The sequence below is a fragment of the Rhodococcus sp. 06-156-4 genome, assembly GCF_002259345.1.
Taxonomy (GTDB): Bacteria; Actinomycetota; Actinomycetes; order Mycobacteriales; family Mycobacteriaceae; genus Rhodococcoides; species Rhodococcoides fascians_E.
Genome location: NZ_NPGB01000018.1, coordinates 560247 through 580555, shown reverse-complemented (window position 1 = coordinate 580555; position 20309 = coordinate 560247). Strand labels below are relative to the sequence as shown.

Annotated in this window: 19 protein-coding genes and 1 pseudogene; 14 read left to right on the top strand and 6 right to left on the bottom strand. The window is 65.4% G+C overall.

What is annotated here, in order from left to right; all coding sequences use genetic code 11:
* Positions 1–6: 6 nt before the first annotated feature.
* From tsf to CH290_RS13470, 5 genes are all read left to right on the top strand, one after another.
* Positions 7–831, top strand: a complete 825-nt coding sequence (tsf, locus tag CH290_RS13490; RefSeq protein ID WP_033189587.1) for a translation elongation factor Ts — start codon at positions 7–9, stop codon at positions 829–831.
* A 222-nt stretch (positions 832–1053) separates the two neighbouring features.
* On the top strand, positions 1054–1782 hold the full coding sequence (gene pyrH / locus CH290_RS13485; RefSeq protein WP_019664242.1) for a UMP kinase: 729 nt from the start codon (positions 1054–1056) through the stop codon (positions 1780–1782).
* Between the two features lie 58 nt (positions 1783–1840).
* The gene (gene frr, locus CH290_RS13480) at positions 1841–2398 is read left to right on the top strand and encodes a ribosome recycling factor (RefSeq protein WP_019664241.1); all 558 of its coding nucleotides are present in this window, start codon (positions 1841–1843) and stop codon (positions 2396–2398) included.
* A gap of 90 nt (positions 2399–2488) precedes the next feature.
* Complete coding sequence (locus CH290_RS13475) at positions 2489–3361, top strand: phosphatidate cytidylyltransferase (protein ID WP_051104842.1); 873 nt, start codon at positions 2489–2491, stop codon at positions 3359–3361.
* Positions 3358–4071, top strand: a complete 714-nt coding sequence (locus CH290_RS13470) for a class I SAM-dependent methyltransferase (protein WP_019664239.1) — start codon at positions 3358–3360, stop codon at positions 4069–4071. Before CH290_RS13475 ends, CH290_RS13470 begins: the two co-directional genes overlap by 4 nt.
* Before the next feature lie 9 nt (positions 4072–4080).
* Here CH290_RS13470 and CH290_RS13465 read toward each other — a convergent pair whose 3' ends face one another.
* Both CH290_RS13465 and CH290_RS13460 read right to left on the bottom strand, forming a co-directional pair.
* Positions 4081–4920 carry an HpcH/HpaI aldolase/citrate lyase family protein gene (locus tag CH290_RS13465; RefSeq protein WP_020110286.1) on the bottom strand — a complete coding sequence of 280 codons (840 nt, stop codon included), beginning with the start codon at positions 4918–4920 and terminating at the stop codon, positions 4081–4083.
* 107 nt (positions 4921–5027) lie between these two features.
* A complete protein-coding gene (locus CH290_RS13460; protein WP_019664237.1) occupies positions 5028–5441 on the bottom strand; it encodes a LapA family protein in 414 nt (137 codons plus the stop codon).
* Between the two features lie 281 nt (positions 5442–5722).
* On the opposite strand from CH290_RS13460, the gene rlmN reads away from it, so the two are divergent.
* The gene (gene rlmN / locus CH290_RS13455; protein ID WP_052083186.1) at positions 5723–6787 is read left to right on the top strand and encodes a dual-specificity RNA methyltransferase RlmN; all 1065 of its coding nucleotides are present in this window, start codon (positions 5723–5725) and stop codon (positions 6785–6787) included.
* Between the two features lie 105 nt (positions 6788–6892).
* On the opposite strand, the gene CH290_RS13450 is transcribed toward rlmN, so the two are convergent.
* Complete coding sequence (locus CH290_RS13450; protein ID WP_019664234.1) at positions 6893–7162, bottom strand: DUF2631 domain-containing protein; 270 nt, start codon at positions 7160–7162, stop codon at positions 6893–6895.
* A 188-nt stretch (positions 7163–7350) separates the two neighbouring features.
* Here CH290_RS13450 and puuE point away from each other — a divergent pair, with 188 nt between their 5' ends.
* Entirely contained in the window at positions 7351–8262 is a 912-nt protein-coding gene (gene puuE / locus CH290_RS13445) for an allantoinase PuuE (RefSeq protein WP_020110283.1), read from the top strand.
* Positions 8263–8281: 19 nt separating this feature from the next.
* Here puuE and CH290_RS13440 read toward each other — a convergent pair.
* Both CH290_RS13440 and CH290_RS13435 read right to left on the bottom strand, forming a co-directional pair.
* Positions 8282–9349 (bottom strand): annotated as a pseudogene (locus CH290_RS13440) (TDT family transporter); the annotation flags it as partial.
* Positions 9350–9427: 78 nt separating this feature from the next.
* On the bottom strand, positions 9428–10330 hold the full coding sequence (locus CH290_RS13435) for a LysR family transcriptional regulator (protein ID WP_230621009.1): 903 nt from the start codon (positions 10328–10330) through the stop codon (positions 9428–9430).
* Between the two features lie 64 nt (positions 10331–10394).
* Here CH290_RS13435 and dxr point away from each other — a divergent pair, with 64 nt between their 5' ends.
* The 5 genes from dxr to CH290_RS13410 all read left to right on the top strand — a co-directional run bounded on the left by dxr (position 10395) and on the right by CH290_RS13410 (position 16806).
* On the top strand, positions 10395–11582 hold the full coding sequence (gene dxr, locus CH290_RS13430) for a 1-deoxy-D-xylulose-5-phosphate reductoisomerase (protein ID WP_371828075.1): 1188 nt from the start codon (positions 10395–10397) through the stop codon (positions 11580–11582).
* Between the two features lie 5 nt (positions 11583–11587).
* Positions 11588–12802: a M50 family metallopeptidase gene (locus tag CH290_RS13425; protein ID WP_019664229.1), complete on the top strand. Its 1215-nt coding sequence runs from the start codon at positions 11588–11590 to the stop codon at positions 12800–12802.
* A gap of 64 nt (positions 12803–12866) precedes the next feature.
* Positions 12867–14006 carry a flavodoxin-dependent (E)-4-hydroxy-3-methylbut-2-enyl-diphosphate synthase gene (gene ispG, locus CH290_RS13420; RefSeq protein ID WP_019664228.1) on the top strand — a complete coding sequence of 380 codons (1140 nt, stop codon included), beginning with the start codon at positions 12867–12869 and terminating at the stop codon, positions 14004–14006.
* 110 nt (positions 14007–14116) lie between these two features.
* Complete coding sequence (locus CH290_RS13415; RefSeq protein ID WP_019664227.1) at positions 14117–14953, top strand: GNAT family N-acetyltransferase; 837 nt, start codon at positions 14117–14119, stop codon at positions 14951–14953.
* 50 nt (positions 14954–15003) lie between these two features.
* Positions 15004–16806 carry a penicillin-binding transpeptidase domain-containing protein gene (locus CH290_RS13410; protein ID WP_033189590.1) on the top strand — a complete coding sequence of 601 codons (1803 nt, stop codon included), beginning with the start codon at positions 15004–15006 and terminating at the stop codon, positions 16804–16806.
* Here the strand turns inward: CH290_RS13410 and CH290_RS13405 are convergent.
* Positions 16803–17669, bottom strand: coding sequence for a LuxR C-terminal-related transcriptional regulator (locus CH290_RS13405; protein WP_170947591.1), 867 nt, complete (start codon positions 17667–17669; stop codon positions 16803–16805). The two genes, CH290_RS13410 and CH290_RS13405, sit on opposite strands and share 4 nt — an antisense overlap.
* Before the next feature lie 109 nt (positions 17670–17778).
* On the opposite strand from CH290_RS13405, the gene map reads away from it, so the two are divergent.
* Together map and CH290_RS13395 are read left to right on the top strand one after the other, a co-directional pair.
* A complete protein-coding gene (gene map / locus CH290_RS13400; protein WP_019664224.1) occupies positions 17779–18654 on the top strand; it encodes a type I methionyl aminopeptidase in 876 nt (291 codons plus the stop codon).
* 145 nt (positions 18655–18799) lie between these two features.
* Positions 18800–20308 carry a cobyric acid synthase gene (locus CH290_RS13395; protein ID WP_033189592.1) on the top strand — a complete coding sequence of 503 codons (1509 nt, stop codon included), beginning with the start codon at positions 18800–18802 and terminating at the stop codon, positions 20306–20308.
* Position 20309 lies beyond the last annotated feature (1 nt).

Below are 20309 nucleotides of genomic sequence, written 5' to 3'. Positions count from 1 at the left end.
CTCAACATGGCGAACTACACCGCCGCTGACGTCAAGCGGCTCCGTGAGCTCACCGGCTCCGGAATGATGGACTGCAAGAACGCACTCGCCGAGACCGACGGAGATTTCGACAAGGCCGTCGAGCAGCTGCGCATCAAGGGCGCGAAGGACGTCGGCAAGCGCGCCGAGCGGTCCACCGCCGAAGGCCTGGTCGTCGCCAAGGGTGGCGTCCTCGTCGAGATCAACTCCGAGACGGACTTCGTCGCGAAGAACGAGGAGTTCCAGGCGTTCGCGGATTCCGTCGCCGCTGTTGCCGCCGAAGGCAAGCCCGCCGACGTCGACGCGCTGAAGGCACTCGACTTGGACGGCAAGACCGTCGACACCGCCCTGCAGGAGCTCTCGGCCAAGATCGGTGAGAAGCTCGAGATCCGTCGCGTCGTGTCCTTCGACGGACCCGTGGCCACCTACCTGCACAAGCGCAGCGCAGATCTTCCCCCCGCCGTCGGCGTTCTCGTCGAGTACACCGGCGAGGGCGAAGCCGCAGCCGAGGCCGCTCGCGGCGCAGCCATGCAGGTTGCCGCACTCAAGGCCAAGTACGTCACGCGTGACGAGGTTCCCGAGGAGATCGTCGCGTCCGAGCGTCGTATCGCCGAGGAGACCGCACGCGAGGAAGGCAAGCCGGAGCAGGCTCTGCCGAAGATCATCGAAGGCCGTGTCAACGGATTCTTCAAGGATGTCGTGCTGACCGAGCAGTCCTCGGTCCAGGATTCCAAGAAGTCCGTGAAGGCCATCCTCGACGAGGCAGGCGCGACGCTGGTGCGTTTCGCACGCTTCGAGGTCGGGGCGAACTGATCGACTTCTCGTGAGTCGACGAAATCGGTCACCTGCGATGCCGCCCGCTCGACACACGTCGAGCGGGCGGCATCGTCCGTGTCGGGACCGGCGTGGCCGAGTGCCGACGCGTCGTGGGCGGTGTCGCCCGCGACGCTGCCGATAGGGCAGGATGAGACCGTAGGTGCTTCGAAGTGCCTTTTTCACCGTGCGCATTCGAGAAGGCGAGAACCGAGGAGAGCAATGACCGATCCCGCCACCGACCGCCCCGGATTCAAGCGAGTGATGCTGAAGCTGGGTGGTGAGATGTTCGGAGGAGGCCAGGTCGGCCTTGACCCGGATGTCGTCAACAACGTAGCCGAACAGATTGCCGAAGTGGTCTCCACGGGCGTCCAGGTAGCCGTCGTCATCGGCGGTGGAAACTTCTTCCGCGGAGCAGAGCTTCAGGTACGCGGTATGGATCGTTCGCGCTCCGATTACATGGGCATGCTGGGTACGGTCATGAACTGCCTCGCACTGCAGGATTTCCTGGAGAAGCAGGGCGTCGCGACCCGTGTGCAGACCGCGATCACCATGGGGCAGGTGGCGGAGCCGTACCTCCCGTTACGCGCACGGCGTCATCTCGAGAAGGGCCGAGTGGTCATTTTCGGTGCCGGGATGGGAATGCCGTACTTCTCCACCGACACCACGGCCGCTCAGCGTGCACTCGAGATCGGCGCGGAAGTGCTGCTCATGGCCAAGGCCGTCGACGGGGTGTACTCCGCCGACCCGAAGCTCGATCCCGAGGCAACGATGTACGACTCCATCACGCATCGGCAGGTGCTCGAGAAGGGACTGAAGGTCGCCGACGCCACCGCCTTCAGCCTGTGTATGGACAATCAGATGCCGATCATGGTGTTCAACCTGTTGACGCAGGGCAACATCGCGCGTGCGGTTGCAGGCGAGAGCATCGGTACTTTGGTCAAGTCGTGAACGACGTGACCGACGAACGAGGAGCCGGGATGCCGGCAAGAACTATGGAGGACAGACCGTGATCGACGAAGCGCTCTTCGACGCAGAAGAAAAGATGGAGAAGGCTGTCACCGTCGCCCGCGACGATCTGTCGGGCATCCGTACCGGCCGCGCGAATCCCGGCATGTTCAATCGCATCGTCGTCGAGTACTACGGGGCGCCCACCCCGATCACCCAGCTCGCGAGCATCAACGTCCCCGAGGCTCGGCTCGTCGTCATCAAGCCGTACGAAGCTGCTCAGCTCGGCCCCATCGAGACCGCGATCAGGAACTCCGACCTGGGCGTGAACCCCACCAACGACGGCAACCTGATCCGCATCGGGGTGCCCCAGTTGACGGAGGAACGACGCCGCGAGTTCGTCAAGCAGGCCAAGGGCAAGGGCGAGGACGCCAAGGTGTCCATCCGCAACGTCCGACGCAAGACCATGGAAGAGCTCAAGCGCATCCAGAAGGACGGCGAGGCAGGCGAGGACGAGGTCGTCAGGGCCGAGAACGAGCTCGACAAGACGACGTCGAAGTACACCGCCGCGATCGACGAGCTCGTCAAGCGTAAGGAAGCGGATTTGATGGAGGTCTGACCTTCCGCGCTGCGGAGGTCGGGTCCTCGCGGAACCGAAGTGGAACACGTGAAGCAAGGAGACAGCGTCGTGGCGGGTACGGAACGACCACTGGGGTCTGCCGCACCCGACCCGAACGGTACGGGCAGTGCAGCTGCCAAGTCGCCCGGCAAGGCCGGCCGTAATCTTCCCGCCGCCATCGGCGTCGGTGGTGGTCTGGGGATATCGCTGATCCTGATCATGGTGTTCGCGCCGCGGGTGTGGATAGGAGTGGTCGCCGTCGCGCTGGCGGTCGCGACCTACGAGGTGTCCAAGCGTCTTCGTGAGGCGGGCATTCTGGTTCCGCGTATCCCGCTCATCGCCGGTGGTCAAGCGATCATCTGGTCCGGATGGCCGTGGGGTACGACGGGTGTGCTGAGTGCCACGGCGGCGACCGTGCTGGTGTGCATGGTCTGGCTGCTGCTGCAGCAGGGGCTTGGATCGGCACCGAAGAATTACCTGCGCGAACTCGCCGTCACCGTTCTCGTGGCCTGCTGGCTACCGCTTCTGGCTTCGTTCGCCGTGCTGATGGTGCTGGAAGAGAACGGTGCGGGACGGGTTCTGGTGTTCCTGATCGCGGTCGTCTGCTCCGACGTCGGCGGATATGTTGCCGGGGTGCTGTTCGGCAAGCACCCGATGGCCCCGGCGATCAGTCCCAAGAAGTCCTGGGAAGGTCTGGCCGGGTCGTTACTGTTCTGCGTGATCGGCAGCCTTCTGACGGTCACACTCATCCTCGACGCCAACTCCATGATCGGCGTTCTCCTCGGCGTCGTGCTCGTGGTGACGGGTACGCTCGGCGACCTCATCGAATCTCAGGTCAAGCGCGATCTCCGGATCAAGGACATGGGTACGCTGCTACCGGGTCACGGCGGCATCATGGATCGTCTGGACTCGTTGCTTCCGTCGGCTTTCGTAGCGTGGCTGGTGTTCGCGATCCTGCTGTGACGGATCCCCGCACCATCCCCAGCCCGAACATCTGGCACTGGCCGGAGATCTACGAGGCGGAGAATCTGGCGCAGGACGCCGACGGAAACATCCCACGGTATCTGCGTGCGGTGGTTCCTTGGGCCGGCCGCGTCGTGGTCGACGTCGGATGCGGAACAGGATTCCATCTGCCGGACTTCGCGGCCGACGCGAGTCGGGTCATCGGCGTCGAGCCGCACGAGCCACTCCGGGAGGCGGCTGCGACACGAGTGAGCGGCCTGCACAACGTCGAGGTGGTCGCGGGTCACGCGGAATCGTTACCGTTGCCGGACTCGTCCGTGGATCTGGTGCACGCCCGAACGGCCTACTTCTTCGGCGTCGGGGCGGGGCCGGGGATCACCGAAGCGCTGCGAGTGCTCACTCCGGGTGGAAGTCTCGTCGTGGTGGATCTCGACGTCTCGTCGTCGCCCTACGGAGACTGGATGCGCGCCGACCTGCCGAAGTACAACTGCAGCGCCGTGGAAGCATTCTTCGAGGCGCAAGGATTCGCGTTGACGCGTGTCGACACCCGGTGGAAGTTCTCGGATCGCCGGACGATGCGGGAGGTTCTGGGGATCGAGTTCACCCGACGCACAGCGGCCAGGGCTGCACGCAGCATCCCTGGCCTTGGCTTCGATGTCAGGTACCGGGTCCATGTCCGGCACAAACCTGCCGGCATCGAACTGGCCTGACCGTTCGGCTCACCCGGCGCGAACTCCGAAAATCTCGGCGGCGTCGCGAATTTTCAACGCTTTGGCGAGACGTGGAAGGTCGCTGCCGTCCTTCACTCGTGCTCCGTCGGCGCCGAGTGCGTCGACGACCTCGTCGGCCCAGGTCACGTCGGACGGCGACGGTGCGAGCTCACGGTTGACGGTAGGAGCCTGCTCGGCGTGCATGCACAGTTTGCCGGTCATGCCCATCGACACCGTCAGGGCCGAGTCGCGCGAGAGGATGCTCTCGTTCGCGGTAAGGGTTGGACCGTCGATCGGACCGGGGAGGCGTGCCGCTCGTGACGACACGACGAGCCTCGAACGTGGGTACGCCATGGCCAGGGGCTCGTCGCTCATTCCGGTGTCGCGCCGGAAGTCGCCGCTGCCGAACGCCAGCCGGAACGTGGAGTCCGCGCGCGCGATCTCGGGTGTTGCTTCGAGACCCATGGCGGATTCGACGAGTGCGAGGATGCGCGTTCCCTCGGCCAGGCGCGACGCGGTTGCCTCGACCTGGCTTCCGCTTTCGGTCTTGGCCAGCATGATGCCTGCGAGGCCCTTCAGGCCGGACAGGGCGGCGAGGTCGTCGGCCCAGAAGCTCGTGGTCGCGTCGTTCACTCGTACCCAGGCGGAGTTTCCGGCTTCCAGCCAGGAGACGACAGCGTCGCGGGCGGCGGGCTTCGCGCCGGGTGCCACGGCGTCCTCGATGTCGAGAATGACGGCATCGACTTCGGACTCGGCGGCTGCGGTGAACGTGTCGGGTTTGGTGGCGGGTACCAACAGCCACGAGCGTGCACGCTCGGGCGCGACGCCAGACGTCACGGGTGTCTCCATGAAAGTGGTCACAAAAGGCTCCTTGTGGTGAAATCGGGCACTACCAGCATTATCGATTCAGTTCGACTACGCCAGCTTGTGTGCATACTGTTCACCGGTTCGATCCGTTATTTGCGTTTTGCCGCACGCCGAATCTGAAGAATTCGGACTCCGCCCGCCAGGGCCATCACGAGGGCACCGGCAATCGCGGCCAGCAACATACTCACGCCGAGCGGAAGCTCGAACGTCCACACGAATATTTCCACAGGCACGGCGTCGAGATTCTGCAAGATGAATATGAGAAGGATCACCAGTACGATCGCGCCGACCACCAGGCCGGTCCACGTAGCTGCGGCTTTGGTGTGCGCGATACCGTCCGGCGCCGTCCCGACGGCAGGTCTCGTGTCGCGAACGGCCTCCGGATCGGGTGCGCTGTGCTGGTCCGAATCCGGCGTCGTGATCGCCGACGAACCCGAGTCCTCGTACGGTGCCGACGCGTCCGGAAACGAGCCGTCGTTGCGATCTCCTGCTGGTGTGGACATTGTTCGATCCTTTCGTACGCGAGGCGGGAATGCACGCGTATCTGCTGTCGATTCGGTTACCCCTCCGCATCGAGCTGGAAACGGACGGCGGCGACGGTGAACCGTGCTGAATAGGCGTCGGTGCGCAGGAGTGGGACACTGGAGGCACTATGAGTGACTCCGCTTCCGTTTCCGACGCACACGCTGCTACCGGGACTGCTCCCTCGCCGGACTCGGCCGAGGGCACGTCCACACCGACGAGGGCCGCGCTTCCGCTGGTGTTCGCGGATCGGAAGCGTGGAATGCCTGCGCGTCACCTGGCGGATCTCGATCGTGACGGCCTCAAGGACGCGGTGAAGGCACTCGGATTGCCTGCATTCCGTGCCGACCAGTTGGCCAGGCACTACTACAGCCGCCTCGAAGCGGACACGAGCAAGATGACGGACCTTCCCGCCGCTGTGCGTGAGAAGGTCGGCGCCGACCTGTTCCCCACACTGTTGACGCCGATCAAACACCTGGCGTGCGACGACGGCGACACACGCAAAACGCTGTGGAAGGCGAACGACGGCACCCTGCTCGAGAGTGTCCTGATGCGGTACCCGGACCGCGCGACACTGTGCATCTCCAGTCAGGCGGGCTGCGGAATGGCGTGCCCGTTCTGCGCAACGGGACAGGGTGGTCTCGACCGCAACCTGACCACAGCCGAGATCGTGGACCAGGTGCGTTCGGCGGCGGCGGATCTGCGTGACGGCGTGGTCGCCGGTGGCGAAGGCCGACTGTCCAACGTGGTGTTCATGGGTATGGGCGAGCCTCTCGCGAACTACAAGCGCGTCGTCGCAGCCGTCCGCAAGATCGTCTCGCCCGCGCCGGACGGGCTCGGTCTGTCCCAGCGGTCGGTGACCGTGTCGACCGTCGGACTGGCGCCGGCGATCCGCAAGCTCGCCGAAGAGGGGTTGTCGGTGACCCTCGCAGTGTCGCTCCACACTCCCGACGACGAGCTACGCGACACCTTGGTGCCGGTGAACAATCGGTGGTCCGTGGCCGAGGTCCTGTCGGCGGCTCGCTACTACGCAGACCGAACCGGTCGCCGTGTGTCGATCGAGTACGCGATGATCAAGAACGTCAACGACCAGCCGTGGCGGGCCGACATGCTCGGCAAGAAGCTGCACAAGGCACTGGGTTCGCGAGTGCACGTCAACCTGATTCCGCTCAACCCGACGCCGGGCAGCGAGTGGGACGCGAGCCCGAAGGACGTCGAGCGTGAATTCGTGCGACGAGTCATCGCCCAAGGTGTGTCCTGCACGGTCCGCGATACTCGCGGGCAGGAAATCGCCGCTGCGTGCGGGCAGCTCGCTGCCGAGAACTAGGCGCGCTGCTTCCCGAAAACGCGAATGCCCGGTACGACTTCGAGTCGTACCGGGCATTCGACGTAAGTAGGAAGACCTGCGACGAAGGAAGACCTGGGAAGTTCGTCAGCGAGGCTTGCGGCGCACGATCACGTCGCGCACCACGATGCCGACCAGCGCGATCGCGAAGCCGATGAGCCACAGGTCCTCGACCAGGCCCGTGTGGTTGCCGTGAATCATGAACAGCAGCATGGCCGCAACGACGATCGCCGCGATACGCATGGCTTTGCCGGACTCACCGCTCCATCCCCACTCGGCGGACGGGACCTCGGCGATGTCCTCGTGGGTGTACTCGACCGGGTCGTACGAAGCGGGGTTCAGCTCGGTTTGTGCCACCGGTCGATCCTCTCGGGTCATGTCTCACGCCGTCGGCAGGCGCGCTCGTCTTCGTCAATATTTGCATACGACCGTCCGTCGTAGCCACCAGGGTCCGTATCCTCGGCGCGGCGGCGCGATTGCTGGAAGACTCGACTTTCGTGACTTCGGAACGACTGTCCCACTCCCGTGTGCCCTACCCGCGCGACATGGTCGGTTACGGCGCGCATCCTCCTGATCCGCGGTGGCCGGGTGGGGCACGGATCGCCGTTCAGTTCGTGCTCAACTACGAAGAAGGGTCCGAGAACAACGTTCTGGACGGTGATACGGCATCGGAGACCTTTTTGTCCGAGATGATCGGAGCTCAGGCGTTTCCCAACCGGCACATGAGTATGGAGTCGTTGTACGAGTACGGATCTCGTGCCGGCGTATGGCGAGTGCTTCGTGTGTTCGAGCGTCGCGGACTGCCGTTGACCGTGTTCGCCGTCGCCCGTGCGATGCAGCGCAATCCGGATGCGGTGGCCGCCTTCGTCGAACAAGGGCACGAAATCGCGAGTCACGGATTGCGTTGGATCGGTTATCAACTGATCGACGAGCACGTCGAGCGTGAACACATGGCCGAAGCCATGGAGATCTTGACCGAGCTGACGGGATCGGCTCCGCTCGGGTGGTACACCGGCCGCGACTCACCCAACACCCGGTCGCTCGTCGTCGAGCACGGAGGATTTCTGTACGACTCGGATTCCTACGCCGACGACCTGCCGTATTGGGCCCGGGTGGATCGCGGGTCGGACACCGTGGACCACCTCGTCGTCCCGTACACGCTCGACACCAACGACATGCGTTTCTCGTCGCCCGGTGGATTCTCGACGGGGGAGGAGTTCTTCGCGCACCTCCGCGATGCGTTCGACGTTCTGTATGCCGAGGGTGAAGCCGGTTCACCGAAGATGCTGTCGGTGGGGTTGCACTGCCGACTCGTCGGACGTCCGGCCCGCATCAGGGCGCTGGAGCGTTTCCTCGACCACGTCCAGTCGCACGAGAAGGTGTGGATCGCTCGACGTGTCGACATCGCCCGGCACTGGATCGCCGAGCACCCACCCGCGGCGCACGGGTGGACGTGAGGGAACAGACGGTGCGGGCGACGACCACCGCCCAGGCAGAGACCAGCACCACGTAGAGGACGACGGCCACGGCGTCGACAGCTGCGGAGCCGAGAGCGCCGCCGAGCGCGGTCGCGCCGGTGACGCACGTTCCGATCGGGAACGTGAACGACCACCAGCTCATGGAGAAGCTTGGTTCACGACGCAGGGAGCGCATTGTCACGGCCGCGGCGAGGGCGAACACGAACACTCCGAAGCCGCCCATCACCAGCCCGTGGACAATCCCGAACACCCGTAGACCTGTGGCGATCGTCGCGTCGTCGCCCGTGAACACCAGCGCTGCGTCGTTGCCGAGAAGCACTGCCGCCGTGACGGATTGGCCCACGATCCCGAGGGTGATCCATATCGTGGGGGCGGCCTGAGCAGCGGGTGCACCGCGGTGGAGCAGACGCCCGTACACCAGGGCCACGGTCAGCATGCCGACGACGAGCGAAAGCCCGAACAGCGCGTAACACCCGACGAGCATGGCCGACCGCCCCTGGCCGGGTGCGACGTGCGGCAGTAGTAACGCGCCGGTGGACGCGGACACCATCGGAGGAACGACGGGGATCAACCACGCTGGTAGAGCAGCCACGTCGGTGTGGTCGTGCGTGGTGATCATGAGGTACGGAACAGTCACGCTGGCGAGGACCCCGAGCACGGTCCCGGCCGTCCACAACGTCGCGAAGACGGCCGTCGCCGTCGCGTTGCCCAGAATGTCGCCGCCGAGAAGTTCCGCGCCCGCACCGACAGTGAGCAGAGCCATCGGGGGAGCGCCGTAGAACTGCACCGTCACCGGATTCGCCGCGTGAGCCAGGGCGTGCACGCGGTGCACGGTCCAGTGGACGGCCAGCGCGACCGTCAGCGCGATCATGACGAACGCAGCCGAGGCCCACACGATCGTCGCGAACACCCGCAGCCCGACGAACTGGACGGGGAGCGTCGCCGCCGCGGTGGCGACGATGCCCGTCCCCATCACCGTGGTGAACAGATTCGGGGTGACGTCTCGGAATATCGCGGTGGGGGCGCCGGAACCTCGTCGGGTGGCGGGTACGTTCGCGAGGAGCATCGTGGTCATGACACTCACGGTGCCCGGCCGTGGGCGGCGACGGTAGACGTCGATTGCCTGTCGCGTCCAAACCTCGGCTTATGACTCGTTGGCCGCTATGGCGATGGTCACCAACGTCGACGACGGCTCGTTCGGGCGGGTTCCCGTGGGCCACACGGCACGGAGGGAGCGGCGCAGATCCAGCCCGTCCGTGCGGACGCGGACCAGCGTGCCTGCCGCCAGCTCGGCGGACACGGCGAGTGAACTGAGCACTGCGGGCGCCATCCCGCCCCCGACCGCGGCCTTGATCGCCGTGGTGGACGACACTTCGAGCAACGGCGGGGCCGAGTCGGTGCTCTCGAGCGCTCGTTCGAGGGCGCGGCGGGTGCCCGAGCCGGGTTCTCTGGTGACCAACGGCGTCGACGCCAGTTCTCGTGCGGTGATCGAGCGGCCCACCCACTCGTGGCCCGGGGCGACGACCACGACCAGCTCGTCGTGCGCGATGTCGCAGTGCTCGAGTCCGTTGGGCACGTCGGGGCTCTCGACGAAACCGATGTCCGCGCGGCCGGCGAGAACGGCGGCGGAGACATCGGCGGAATTGCCCGACGACAGCGACGGCGTGACCGACGGCTCCTGAGCGCGCAGCGTGATCAGCCATCGGGGGACGAGGTACTCGGCGATCGTGAGGCTGGCCGCGACTCTCACGTGGCTGTTCCGGTCGGTCCGAAGTGATTCGATGGACGTCGCGAGGCGCGCGGCTTCGACGACGACGCGCTCGGCCCAGCTCGCCACCAGTTCTCCGGTCGCGGTGAGGGTGGCGCCGCGGGGCGTCCGTTCGAGGAGTGGCACGCCCACTCGTCGCTCCAGAGCTGCCAGCCGCGAGCTGGCGGCCGGTTGAGACATTCCATGGGCCTCCCCGGCGCGTCCGATGCTGCCGAGTTCTGCCACGGACAACAGCAGTTCGTAGCTGATCAGATCGGTCACAAGGGTCGGCAACGGCACGGTGTCAGCTTAGGGACGGCACACGCATAGCGAACTCTCAGACACGATCAGGAACAATGGACGAGTGCCAGAGCCACTGCGAGTCGAAGATTCACCGTCGGGCAGACCCAAGAGGGTGCTGTTGCTGGGTAGTACCGGATCGATCGGGACCCAGGCGCTCGACGTCATCGCGGCCAACCCCGACAAGTTCGAGGTGGTGGGGCTTGCGGCCGGGGGCGGAAACATCGACGTGCTGCGTCGGCAGATCGACGCCACGGGCGTCGACTCCGTCGCGGTGGCGAACCCCACGGCCGGCGCCGAGCTGAACCTGCCGGACATTCTCACGGGCGACCGAGCTGTGACAGACCTCGTGGAATCGGTGCAGGCAGACATCGTGCTGAACGCGCTGGTGGGGTCGCGCGGCCTCGAACCGACCCTGGCCGCTCTGAAGTCGGGTGCAACGCTCGCCCTCGCCAACAAGGAATCACTGGTGGCGGGCGGCTCGCTGGTGACGTCCGCGGCCGCTCCCGGCCAGATCGTGCCCGTCGACTCCGAGCATTCCGCGCTGGCTCAATGTCTGCGCGGAGGCCGCGCGGCGGAAGTGGATCGCCTGATCCTCACCGCCTCGGGTGGCCCGTTCCGGGGATGGTCCGAGGTGGAACTGAAATCGGTGACGCCGGAGCAGGCCGCTGCACACCCGACGTGGTCGATGGGGCCGATGAACACCCTCAACTCGGCAACGCTGGTCAACAAGGGGCTCGAACTCATCGAGACCCATCTGTTGTTCGACATTCCGTACGACCGCATCGACGTGACGGTTCACCGGCAGTCCATCGTCCATTCGATGGTCACGTTCTTCGACGGGTCGACGATCGCTCAGGCCAGCCCGCCGGACATGCGCCTGCCCATCGCGCTCGCCCTCGGATGGCCCGACCGCGTGCGGGACGCGGCTCGAGCGATCGATTTCACCACGTCGTTCACGTGGGATTTCGAGCCACTCGACGACCGGGTGTTTCCCGCGGTTCAACTCGCCCGCGAAGCCGGGGTGCTCGGTGGGTGCATGACGGCGGTCTACAACGCGTCCAATGAAGTTGCTGCCGAAGCATTCCTGGCGGGACGGATCGATTTCCCGCAGATCGTGGAGACGGTCGGACAGGTACTCGACGCAGGCACCGGGCAGTGGACCTCCGAACCCACCAGCGTCGGTGACGTCCTCGCTGCAGATTCGTGGGCCCGCGCCCACGCCCGCGAACTCCTGAACCAGAAGGACTGAGCCGGATGGTGTTCGTATTCGGGGTGATCCTGTTCGCCCTCGGAATCACGGTGTCGATCGCGCTGCACGAGGCGGGGCACATGTGGACCGCCCGCGCGACGGGAATGAAGGTGCGCCGCTTCTTCATCGGTTTCGGTCCCAAGGTCTTCTCGTTCCGTCGAGGTGAGACCGAGTACGGCCTGAAAGCCATTCCGGCGGGCGGGTTCTGCGACATCGCCGGCATGACCGCGATCGACGAACTCGCTCCCGACGAGATCGACCGTGCCATGTACCGCCAGAAGACCTGGAAGAGGCTCGTCGTCATGATGGGCGGCATCGGGATGAACTTCGTTCTGGGCTTCGTGCTGATCTTCACCTTGGCCGTCGGGTGGGGACTACCGAATCTGAACCCGCCGGCCGGCGCGATGGTCGGGGAGATGCAGTGCGTTCCGCCGACGCAGAACGACGATCTGACCTTCCCGGAGTGCAGCGGACCTAGCCCGGCGTTCCAGGCAGGCATTCGGCAGGGCGACGTCATCGTGTCGGTGAACGGCACCGAGACACCCGAGTTCACGGACGTCGTCGCGGCGACCCAGCCTCTGTCCGGCACCGCGACCTTCGTCGTCGAACGTGACGGCGCCGAGTTGACGTTCCCCGTCCAGGTCCAGCAGGTGCAGCGCTGGGTGTCCGACGGTACGGAAACCGGCCGACGGTCGGCGACGGTCGGCGCGGTCGGAGTGTCGATGGAACGGTTCCTGCCGACCCAGTACAACGCCCTCGCCGCGATTCCCGCGTCGTTCGCGTTCACTGGCGACATGTTCGTCGAGACCGCGCATCGACTGGTGCAGATGCCGAGCAAGGTAGCGGATCTGTGGACATCCATCACCGGCGGTGAGCGTGACGCCGAGACTCCGATCAGCGTGGTCGGTGCGTCGGTGATCGGTGGACAGTTGGTGGAGCGGTCCATGTGGCCGGTGTTCGTGCTGCTGCTCGCGAGTTTGAACTTCTTCCTCGGCATCTTCAATCTGCTGCCGTTGCTCCCACTCGACGGCGGGCACATGGCGGTGACGATCTACGAGCGAATCCGCAACTTCTTCCGCAACAGACGCGGGCTGCCGAACGGCGGACCGGTCGACTACATGAAGTTGATGCCCGTCACCTACGTGGTGATCGTGATCGGCGGCGCGTACATGTTGCTGACGCTCACAGCGGACATCGTGAACCCGATCCAGTTGTTCTAAGTAGACTCATGGGTGAAGCTCACCGGAAGAAGGCAACGAAGTGACTGTGTCAGTCGGATTGGGAATGCCGGCACCGCCGGTTCCCGTACTCGCACCCCGCCGTAAGACTCGTCAACTGCAGGTCGGCACCGTCGGTGTCGGCAGCGACCACCCCATCTCGGTGCAGTCGATGACCACCACCAAGACTCACGACATCAACGCGACCCTGCAGCAGATCGCCGAGCTGACGGCGTCCGGATGCGACATCGTGCGTGTGGCATGCCCCACACAGGACGACGCGGATGCGCTGTCCATCATCGCGAAGAAGAGCCAGATCCCCGTCATCGCGGACATCCATTTCCAGCCCAAGTACATCTTCGCCGCGATCGACGCCGGCTGCGCGGCGGTCCGCGTGAACCCCGGCAACATCAAGGAATTCGACGGCCGAGTCAAAGAGGTCGCGAAAGCCGCGGGCGATGCAGGCATCCCCATCCGTATCGGCGTCAATGCCGGATCGCTCGACAAGCGGATGATGGACAAGTACGGCAAGGCAACCCCGGAAGCGCTCGTCGAGTCCGCATTGTGGGAAGCAGGCCTGTTCGAGGAGCACGGCTTCGGTGACATCAAGATCTCGGTCAAGCACAACGACCCGGTCGTGATGGTCGCGGCGTACGAGCAGTTGGCGGCGCAGTGCGATTACCCGCTTCACCTCGGTGTGACCGAGGCGGGGCCGGCGTTCCAGGGCACCATCAAGTCCGCCGTGGCGTTCGGCTCGCTCCTGTCGCGCGGCATCGGCGACACCATCCGAGTGTCGCTGTCCGCGCCGCCCGCCGAGGAAATCAAGGTCGGAAACCAGATCCTGCAGTCGCTCAATCTGCGGCCACGCAAGCTCGAGATCGTGTCGTGCCCGTCCTGCGGTCGCGCGCAGGTCGACGTCTACACGCTCGCCGACGAGGTCACCGCGGGTCTCGAAGGTATGGAGATCCCGCTGCGCGTCGCCGTGATGGGATGCGTCGTCAACGGTCCGGGTGAAGCGCGCGACGCGGATCTCGGTGTGGCGTCCGGAAACGGCAAGGGTCAGATCTTCGTCAAGGGCAAGGTGATCAAGACCGTGCCCGAGGCCCAGATCGTGGAGACGCTCATCGAGGAAGCGATGCGCATCGCCGAGGAGTTCGACGAGGGTGAGGGCGCCGACTCGGGAGCGCCGGTCGTCACCGTCGGGTAACCACTCGAAGTGGGGCCGAATGTCCCACCCGTAAAGTCCCCGATGCATGCGTCGATCTGGCAATCTATGTCCATGACGGTGGACGCGCGTAGCTCGGGAGGTGACGGACGGTGCTCAAGCTCCTCGGCGCGAAGCCACTGAGCAACAAGGACACTGCCAGTGTTCTCCGTGTGCTCGACGCCGATCCCATTGCCACGTGCATGATCGCGGCGCGTGTGCAGGAATCCGGGCTCGACCCACGGTCGTTCCACGGCGAGATGTGGAGTCGAGGGGGACCGCAGGAGTCTCTGTGCTTCTACGGTGCCAACCTGGTTCCACTGCTCGGCGACGTCGACGATCTGCGGTCGTTCGCGGACCGCGCCTGCCGAGGCCCACGTATGTGTTCCTCGCTCGTCGGGCGCGCCGAGTTGACGCTTCCGCTGTGGGAAATGCTGGAAGCCGACTGGGGAGCGCCGCGTGAGTTGCGGAGCGAGCAACCGCTCCTCGCCACGTCACAACTCTCGGAGTTTCCACCGGACCCCGAAGTGCGGTTGGTGCGCGCCGACGAACTCGATGTCTACCTGACGGCCGCTGTGGCGATGTTCATCGAGGAAGTCGGTGTGGATCCACGCGCCAACGACGGCGGCCGTGGCTACCGTCGTCGGATCGCAAGTCTCATCGCCGCGGGCCGGGCATGGGCGCGTTTCGAGGACGGCCAGGTCGTGTACAAGGCCGAGATCGGTTCACGCTCGGCCACCGTGGGCCAGATCCAAGGCGTATGGGTGCATCCTCTCTACCGAGGCCGCGGTCTCGGGTCGGCGGGAACGGCAACCGTCGTCGACGCGGTGGTGCGGAGCGGGCGCGTGGCCAGCCTCTACGTCAACAGTTTCAACTTCCCCGCCCGTCGTGCGTACGCGCGGATCGGCCTCACTCAGGTTGCGACGTTCACGACGGTCCTTCTCGACTGACAGCGATTCGTTGCCGGGGACCCGGGCGTCGCCGAACTACGATGGGCGCAATGGAATTCTCGGGTCTTCGTCGTTGCCTCGTGGTCGCGGCTGCGTGTGTCGTGGTGACGGGATCTGCAGTGGCGTGCACGCCGAGCCCGGCGGGACCCGAGCCTGCGGCGCAGGCATTCCTCGATGCGTTCTCTTCCCAGGACATCGACGCCGCGGCCGCGGACACCGACCGTCCGGACGTCGCGTCCGCCGCGCTGTCGGATGCATGGAACAACCTGCAAGCTGAATCTTTGCATGCCACAACCACTTCGGTTCGCGTCGACGGGGACACGGCCACCGTCGGTTACACCTACGAGTGGCAACTGCCGAAGGAACGGGTGTGGACGTACGACGGTGAACTCCGTATGGGACGCACCGACGGGCAGTGGGGTGTGCGGTGGACTTCCACCGACATTCATCCAGGCCTGGGCGAAACGCAGACGATGGCTCTGCGGTCGACGGCACCGCCGCGTGCGCGGGTGAACGAGCGCTCCGGCACCGACGTGTTGGTTCCGGGCGTCGTGCATCGCATCAAGGTGACCGCCGACGAGTCGGACAACATCGTCGCGACGGCCACGAACCTCGCCCGCCTTCTCGCTCCGTTCGACTCCAGCATCTCGGCGCAGAGCATCGTCGAGTCCGCGACGTCCGTCGACGGTGCGTACCCGGTTGCGCTGCTCCGAGACGAGGACTATCGAACAGTCGCGGCGGCACTCGCCGGACTGTCGGGAGTATCGGCGTCGGACGAATCGGATCTGCTGTCCACCGACAGGAACTTCGCTCCCGACCTGATCTCCCAGGTCAAGAAATCCGTCATCGACGAGGTCGACGGCAAGGCCGGGTGGAGTGTGGTGACGGTCAACCGGAACGGCGTGGACATCGACGTGTTGACCGACACGCCGCCCGAACCCGCGCCGTCGTTCTCGATCAGTCTCGATCGCAACATCCAGGTCGCGGCACAGAACGCGGTCGATGCACGCGCCGAACAGGCGATGATGGTGGTGATCCAGCCGTCGACCGGTGCCGTTCTCGCCGTCGCCCAGAACAAGGAAGCGGACAGGGACGGACCCGTTGCATCCGCCGGCCTGTACCCGCCGGGATCGACCTTCAAGATCATCACTGCCGGTGCCGCCATCTCCAACGGGCTCGCGGGCCCGGAGACCACGGTTCCGTGCCCCGGTCGCATCGAGATCGGCGAACGCAGCATCCCGAACTACAACGAGTTCTCGCTCGGAAACGTCTCCATGGGAACGGCGTTCACGCGCTCCTGCAACACGTCGTTCGCGAAGTTGGCGAGCGAGATGGCGCCGGACGCGTTGACGGTGGCTGCGTCGCAATTCGGCGTCGGACCTGAGTACGACGTGGTCGGACTGCCGACGGACTCCGGTTCGGTACCGCCGGCCGAGGAGTTGGTGCAGCGCACCGAGGACGGTTTCGGCCAGGGCAAGGTGGTGGTGTCCACCTTCGGCATGGCGTTGGCGGCGGCGACGGTGGCCAACGGCTCGACGCCGGTGCCCACTCTCATCGTCGGTCGGGAGACCACGATCGAGGGGGAGCACCCGCAGATCGAACCTGCGATGGTCGATGGTCTTCGCGGCATGATGCGCTCGGTGGTGACCAGCGGAACGGCCGAGCGGATCGCCGACCAGGGGGAGGTCTACGGGAAGACGGGTGAGGCCGAGGTCGACGGTGGATCGCACGCGTGGTTCGTCGGCTACCGAGGGGATCTGGCGTTCGCGACCCTGGTGGTACGCGGCGGTAGCTCGGACAACGCGGTGGCGGTCACGCGCCAGATGTTCGAGCAGTTGCCCGCCGGTTACTAGGGGAGAAGGCCCAACCGGCGTGCGGCGACCACCGATTCGTGGCGTGTGCGCGTGCCGGTCTTGCTCATGATCGACCGAAGGTAGGACTTGACCGTCTCCGGCTTGAGTGACAGCCTCGCGGCTGCCTCCGCGTTGGTGCAGCCCAGTGCTATCTGCGCGAGAACGTCGGTTTCGCGAGCGGAGAGTGTCACGTCCGATTCCACGTCGGGACCGCGCAACGAGCCTGCGATGCGGTCGGACAGTTCCACGAGCCGTGCTGCCACGGTTTCGTCGATGTCGGATCCCGATAGGGTGCGCAATTCGGCGTGGATCTCGCGCAGGGTCTCCGTCGCCGACGTCGAGGGCGCAGCGGGGTGTGCGGCGACGCTGTCCATCAGGCGCAACCGACGGTCGACTTCGTCGCGGACGGCGATTTCCTGCGCCAGCCGCTTCGATGCGCGGATCATGCTGTCCGCCACGCGGTCGCCCATGGGTCCGCGTTCTCGGATCGCTGCGTACATCACCGCCCGTGACGCTCCCGCGACGACGACAGGAACAGCCAGAATCGATTGCAGACCCTCGCCGAGGACCGGCTGATCGTAATCGTGGGTGATGTACATCGACGCTCGGTAGTCGCTGACCGCGGCGGGACGACGTTGATCCAGCACTCGGCCGCCGAGGCCGGACCTGCTCGGAATGACGAGTCCGTCGAGACCTCGTGTTCTGGTGCCGTGGAAGTGGCTGAGACACAGTGTGTGCGAGTCGACTTCACCGCCGAACACGACCGGGACTCCCGACGCGTCGGCGATGTGCCTCAGTTCGGCACGCAGCGCATCCCCGTCACTTGGACGAAGAACGCCGTCACGTGTGCGGGGGCGTGGCATTTCGTCGGTCGACACGTCGGGCTCCTCGGGGTCCTGTGACCTGCATCATAGCGGGTGGGGTATCGGGCCGTGACGATCGGGTTCGAGGCTCACCGACTACCCTGGACGCATGTCTGTGACCGCCGAGAGCAAGCCGCGCCAGCCACTCGTGCCGGGTGTCGTATCACCGGTTCTGTCCGTTCCCGCGTCGATCGAAAGACCGGAGTACGCGTGGAAGCCGACTGCGAACGAAGGCAGCGAGCCGTGGGTTCAGACGCCCGAGGTGATCGAGAAGATGCGGGTCGCGTCCACCATCGCCGCTCGCGCGCTCCAGGAAGCGGGTAAAGCCGTTGCACCCGGTGTGACGACCGACCAACTCGACCGCATCGCGCACGAGTACATGATCGACCACGGTGCGTACCCGTCGACGTTGGGCTACAGGGGATTTCCGAAATCGTGCTGCACGTCCCTCAACGAGGTGATCTGCCACGGCATCCCCGATTCCACCGTCGTTCAGGACGGTGACATCGTCAATATCGACGTGACTGCCTACATCGACGGTGTTCACGGGGACACCAACGCAACATTCCTCGCCGGGAACGTCTCCGAGGAGGCGCGGTTGCTCGTCGAACGCACGCACGAAGCGACGATGCGTGCCATCAAGGCAGTCAAGCCGGGGCGCGCGCTCAACGTCGTCGGCCGCGTCATCGAGTCCTACGCGCATCGTTTCGGTTACGGCGTCGTGGAGGATTTCACCGGCCACGGCATCGGCACCACGTTCCACAACGGCCTGGTGGTGCTGCACTACGACCAGCCGTCGGTGGAGACCATCATCGAGCCGGGCATGACCTTCACGATCGAGCCGATGATCAACCTGGGCACCATCGACGGTGAGATGTGGGACGACGGCTGGACGGTGGTGACACGGGACCGCAAGTGGACCGCGCAGTTCGAGCACACCCTCGTCGTCACGGACACGGGCTGCGAAATTCTCACTCTGCCGTGAGTGGAGCCTGCGGAACGAACCTCGTTGTGAAGGCTCTGAGTGGAGCCCGCGGAACGAACCTCGTTGTGAGGGCTCTGAGTGGAGCCTGCGGAACGAACCTCGTTGTGAAGGCTCCGAGCAGAGCCTGCGGAACAAAGTTCGGGTTGTGACGACTCTGGGCGGTGCGCTACTGGTTGCGGGTACGACGTCCGATGCGGGCAAGAGTGTGTTGGTGGCGGGCCTGTGCCGGATGTTGGCGCGTCGCGGTGTGTCCGTGGCGCCGTTCAAGGCGCAGAACATGTCCAACAACTCGGTGGTGACGCTCGACGGCGGGGAGATCGGGCGGGCGCAGGCACTGCAGGCTGCGGCGTGCGGTCTGGAGCCGAGCGTGCGGTTCAATCCGGTTCTGCTGAAACCGGGAAGTGATCGGACGTCGCAGTTGGTGGTGCGTGGACGCGCGGTGGCGCAGGTGTCCGCGTCCACGTACATCGAGCACCGGGAGGCCTTACGTACTGTCGTCGCCGCCGAGCTCGAGTCCCTTCGCCGCGATTTCGACGTGGTGATCTGCGAGGGTGCGGGGTCGCCTGCGGAGATCAACCTACGTGCAACCGATCTCGCGAACATGGGGCTGGCCACCGCTGCTTCGATACCGGTGGTGATAATCGGCGACATCGATCGCGGCGGAGTGCTGGCTCATCTCTACGGAACGGTCGCGGTACTGTCGCCCGAGGATCAGGCGTTGATCAAGGGGTTCGTGATCAACAAGTTCCGAGGTGATCCGGCGTTGCTGCAGCCGGGACTGGACCAACTTCGATCGCTCACGGACAGGCCGACGTTCGGTGTCGTGCCGTACTGCGAAGAACTGTGGATGGACGCCGAGGATTCGCTCGGGGTGGTTGCCGACGCGCCGGTGGGGCGTCCGTCGCGTCCGGTGGGCGGGCAATGGCTGCGGGTGGCGGCGATCCGGCTGCCCCGCATATCCAACACGACGGACGTCGAGGCGCTTGCATGCGAGCCAGGCGTCTCGGTTCAGTGGGTGACGGAGCCGTCGCGGCTGCCCGACGCCGATCTTGTGGTCCTGCCGGGAAGCAAGGCGACGTTGTCCGATCTCGCGTGGTTGCGCAGGACAGGTCTGGCGGAGGCGCTCGAGGAACGTGGCCGCACCGGTCGGCCCGTTCTGGGCATCTGCGGCGGGTATCAGATGCTGGGGCAGACCATTTCGGACGGAATCGAATCCGACGTCGAGAAGGTGGACGGATTGGGCCTTCTCGATCTCGACGTCGAATTCCGTGCGGACAAGGTGCTGGCACGTGTGGAGGGTTCGTCGGCTCGGTTCGCGGATTCGGCCGTGTCGGGCTACGAGATTCACCACGGCCGCGTCGTACGTACCGGCGATTCGCCGCTGCTGACGTACGCCGACGGTAAATCCGAGGGCAGTGTGCGCGGGTCGGTGATGGGTACGCACTGGCACGGAGTGCTCGAGTCCGACCACTTCCGTCGCGAGTTTCTGCGCTGGGCGGCTCGACTCTCCGGGCGGTCGGGGTTCACGGTGTCGCCGGCCACCAGCGTCGGGCAGCTTCGTCAGGAACAACTGGATCTGCTGGCGGATCTCGTCGAGCAGAACGTCGACGTCGACGCCCTGCTCGGTGTCATCGAGCGAGGCGTCGACGCCTGAG

Excerpts from the sequence above, each read along its gene's own strand:
- map (WP_019664224.1), top strand. The coding sequence starts at position 17,779 with ATGTCTGTGACCGCCGAGAGCAAGCCGCGCCAGCCACTCGTGCCGGGT.
- CH290_RS13460 (WP_019664237.1), bottom strand. The coding sequence starts at position 5,441 with ATGTCCACACCAGCAGGAGATCGCAACGACGGCTCGTTTCCGGACGCG.
- CH290_RS13465 (WP_020110286.1), bottom strand. The coding sequence starts at position 4,920 with ATGGAGACACCCGTGACGTCTGGCGTCGCGCCCGAGCGTGCACGCTCG.
- pyrH (WP_019664242.1), top strand. The coding sequence starts at position 1,054 with ATGACCGATCCCGCCACCGACCGCCCCGGATTCAAGCGAGTGATGCTG.
- puuE (WP_020110283.1), top strand. The coding sequence starts at position 7,351 with ATGGTCGGTTACGGCGCGCATCCTCCTGATCCGCGGTGGCCGGGTGGG.
- tsf (WP_033189587.1), top strand. The coding sequence starts at position 7 with ATGGCGAACTACACCGCCGCTGACGTCAAGCGGCTCCGTGAGCTCACC.
- CH290_RS13405 (WP_170947591.1), bottom strand. The coding sequence starts at position 17,669 with ATGCCACGCCCCCGCACACGTGACGGCGTTCTTCGTCCAAGTGACGGG.
- ispG (WP_019664228.1), top strand. The coding sequence starts at position 12,867 with ATGCCGGCACCGCCGGTTCCCGTACTCGCACCCCGCCGTAAGACTCGT.
- rlmN (WP_052083186.1), top strand. The coding sequence starts at position 5,723 with ATGCCTGCGCGTCACCTGGCGGATCTCGATCGTGACGGCCTCAAGGAC.
- CH290_RS13425 (WP_019664229.1), top strand. The coding sequence starts at position 11,588 with ATGGTGTTCGTATTCGGGGTGATCCTGTTCGCCCTCGGAATCACGGTG.
- CH290_RS13410 (WP_033189590.1), top strand. The coding sequence starts at position 15,004 with ATGGAATTCTCGGGTCTTCGTCGTTGCCTCGTGGTCGCGGCTGCGTGT.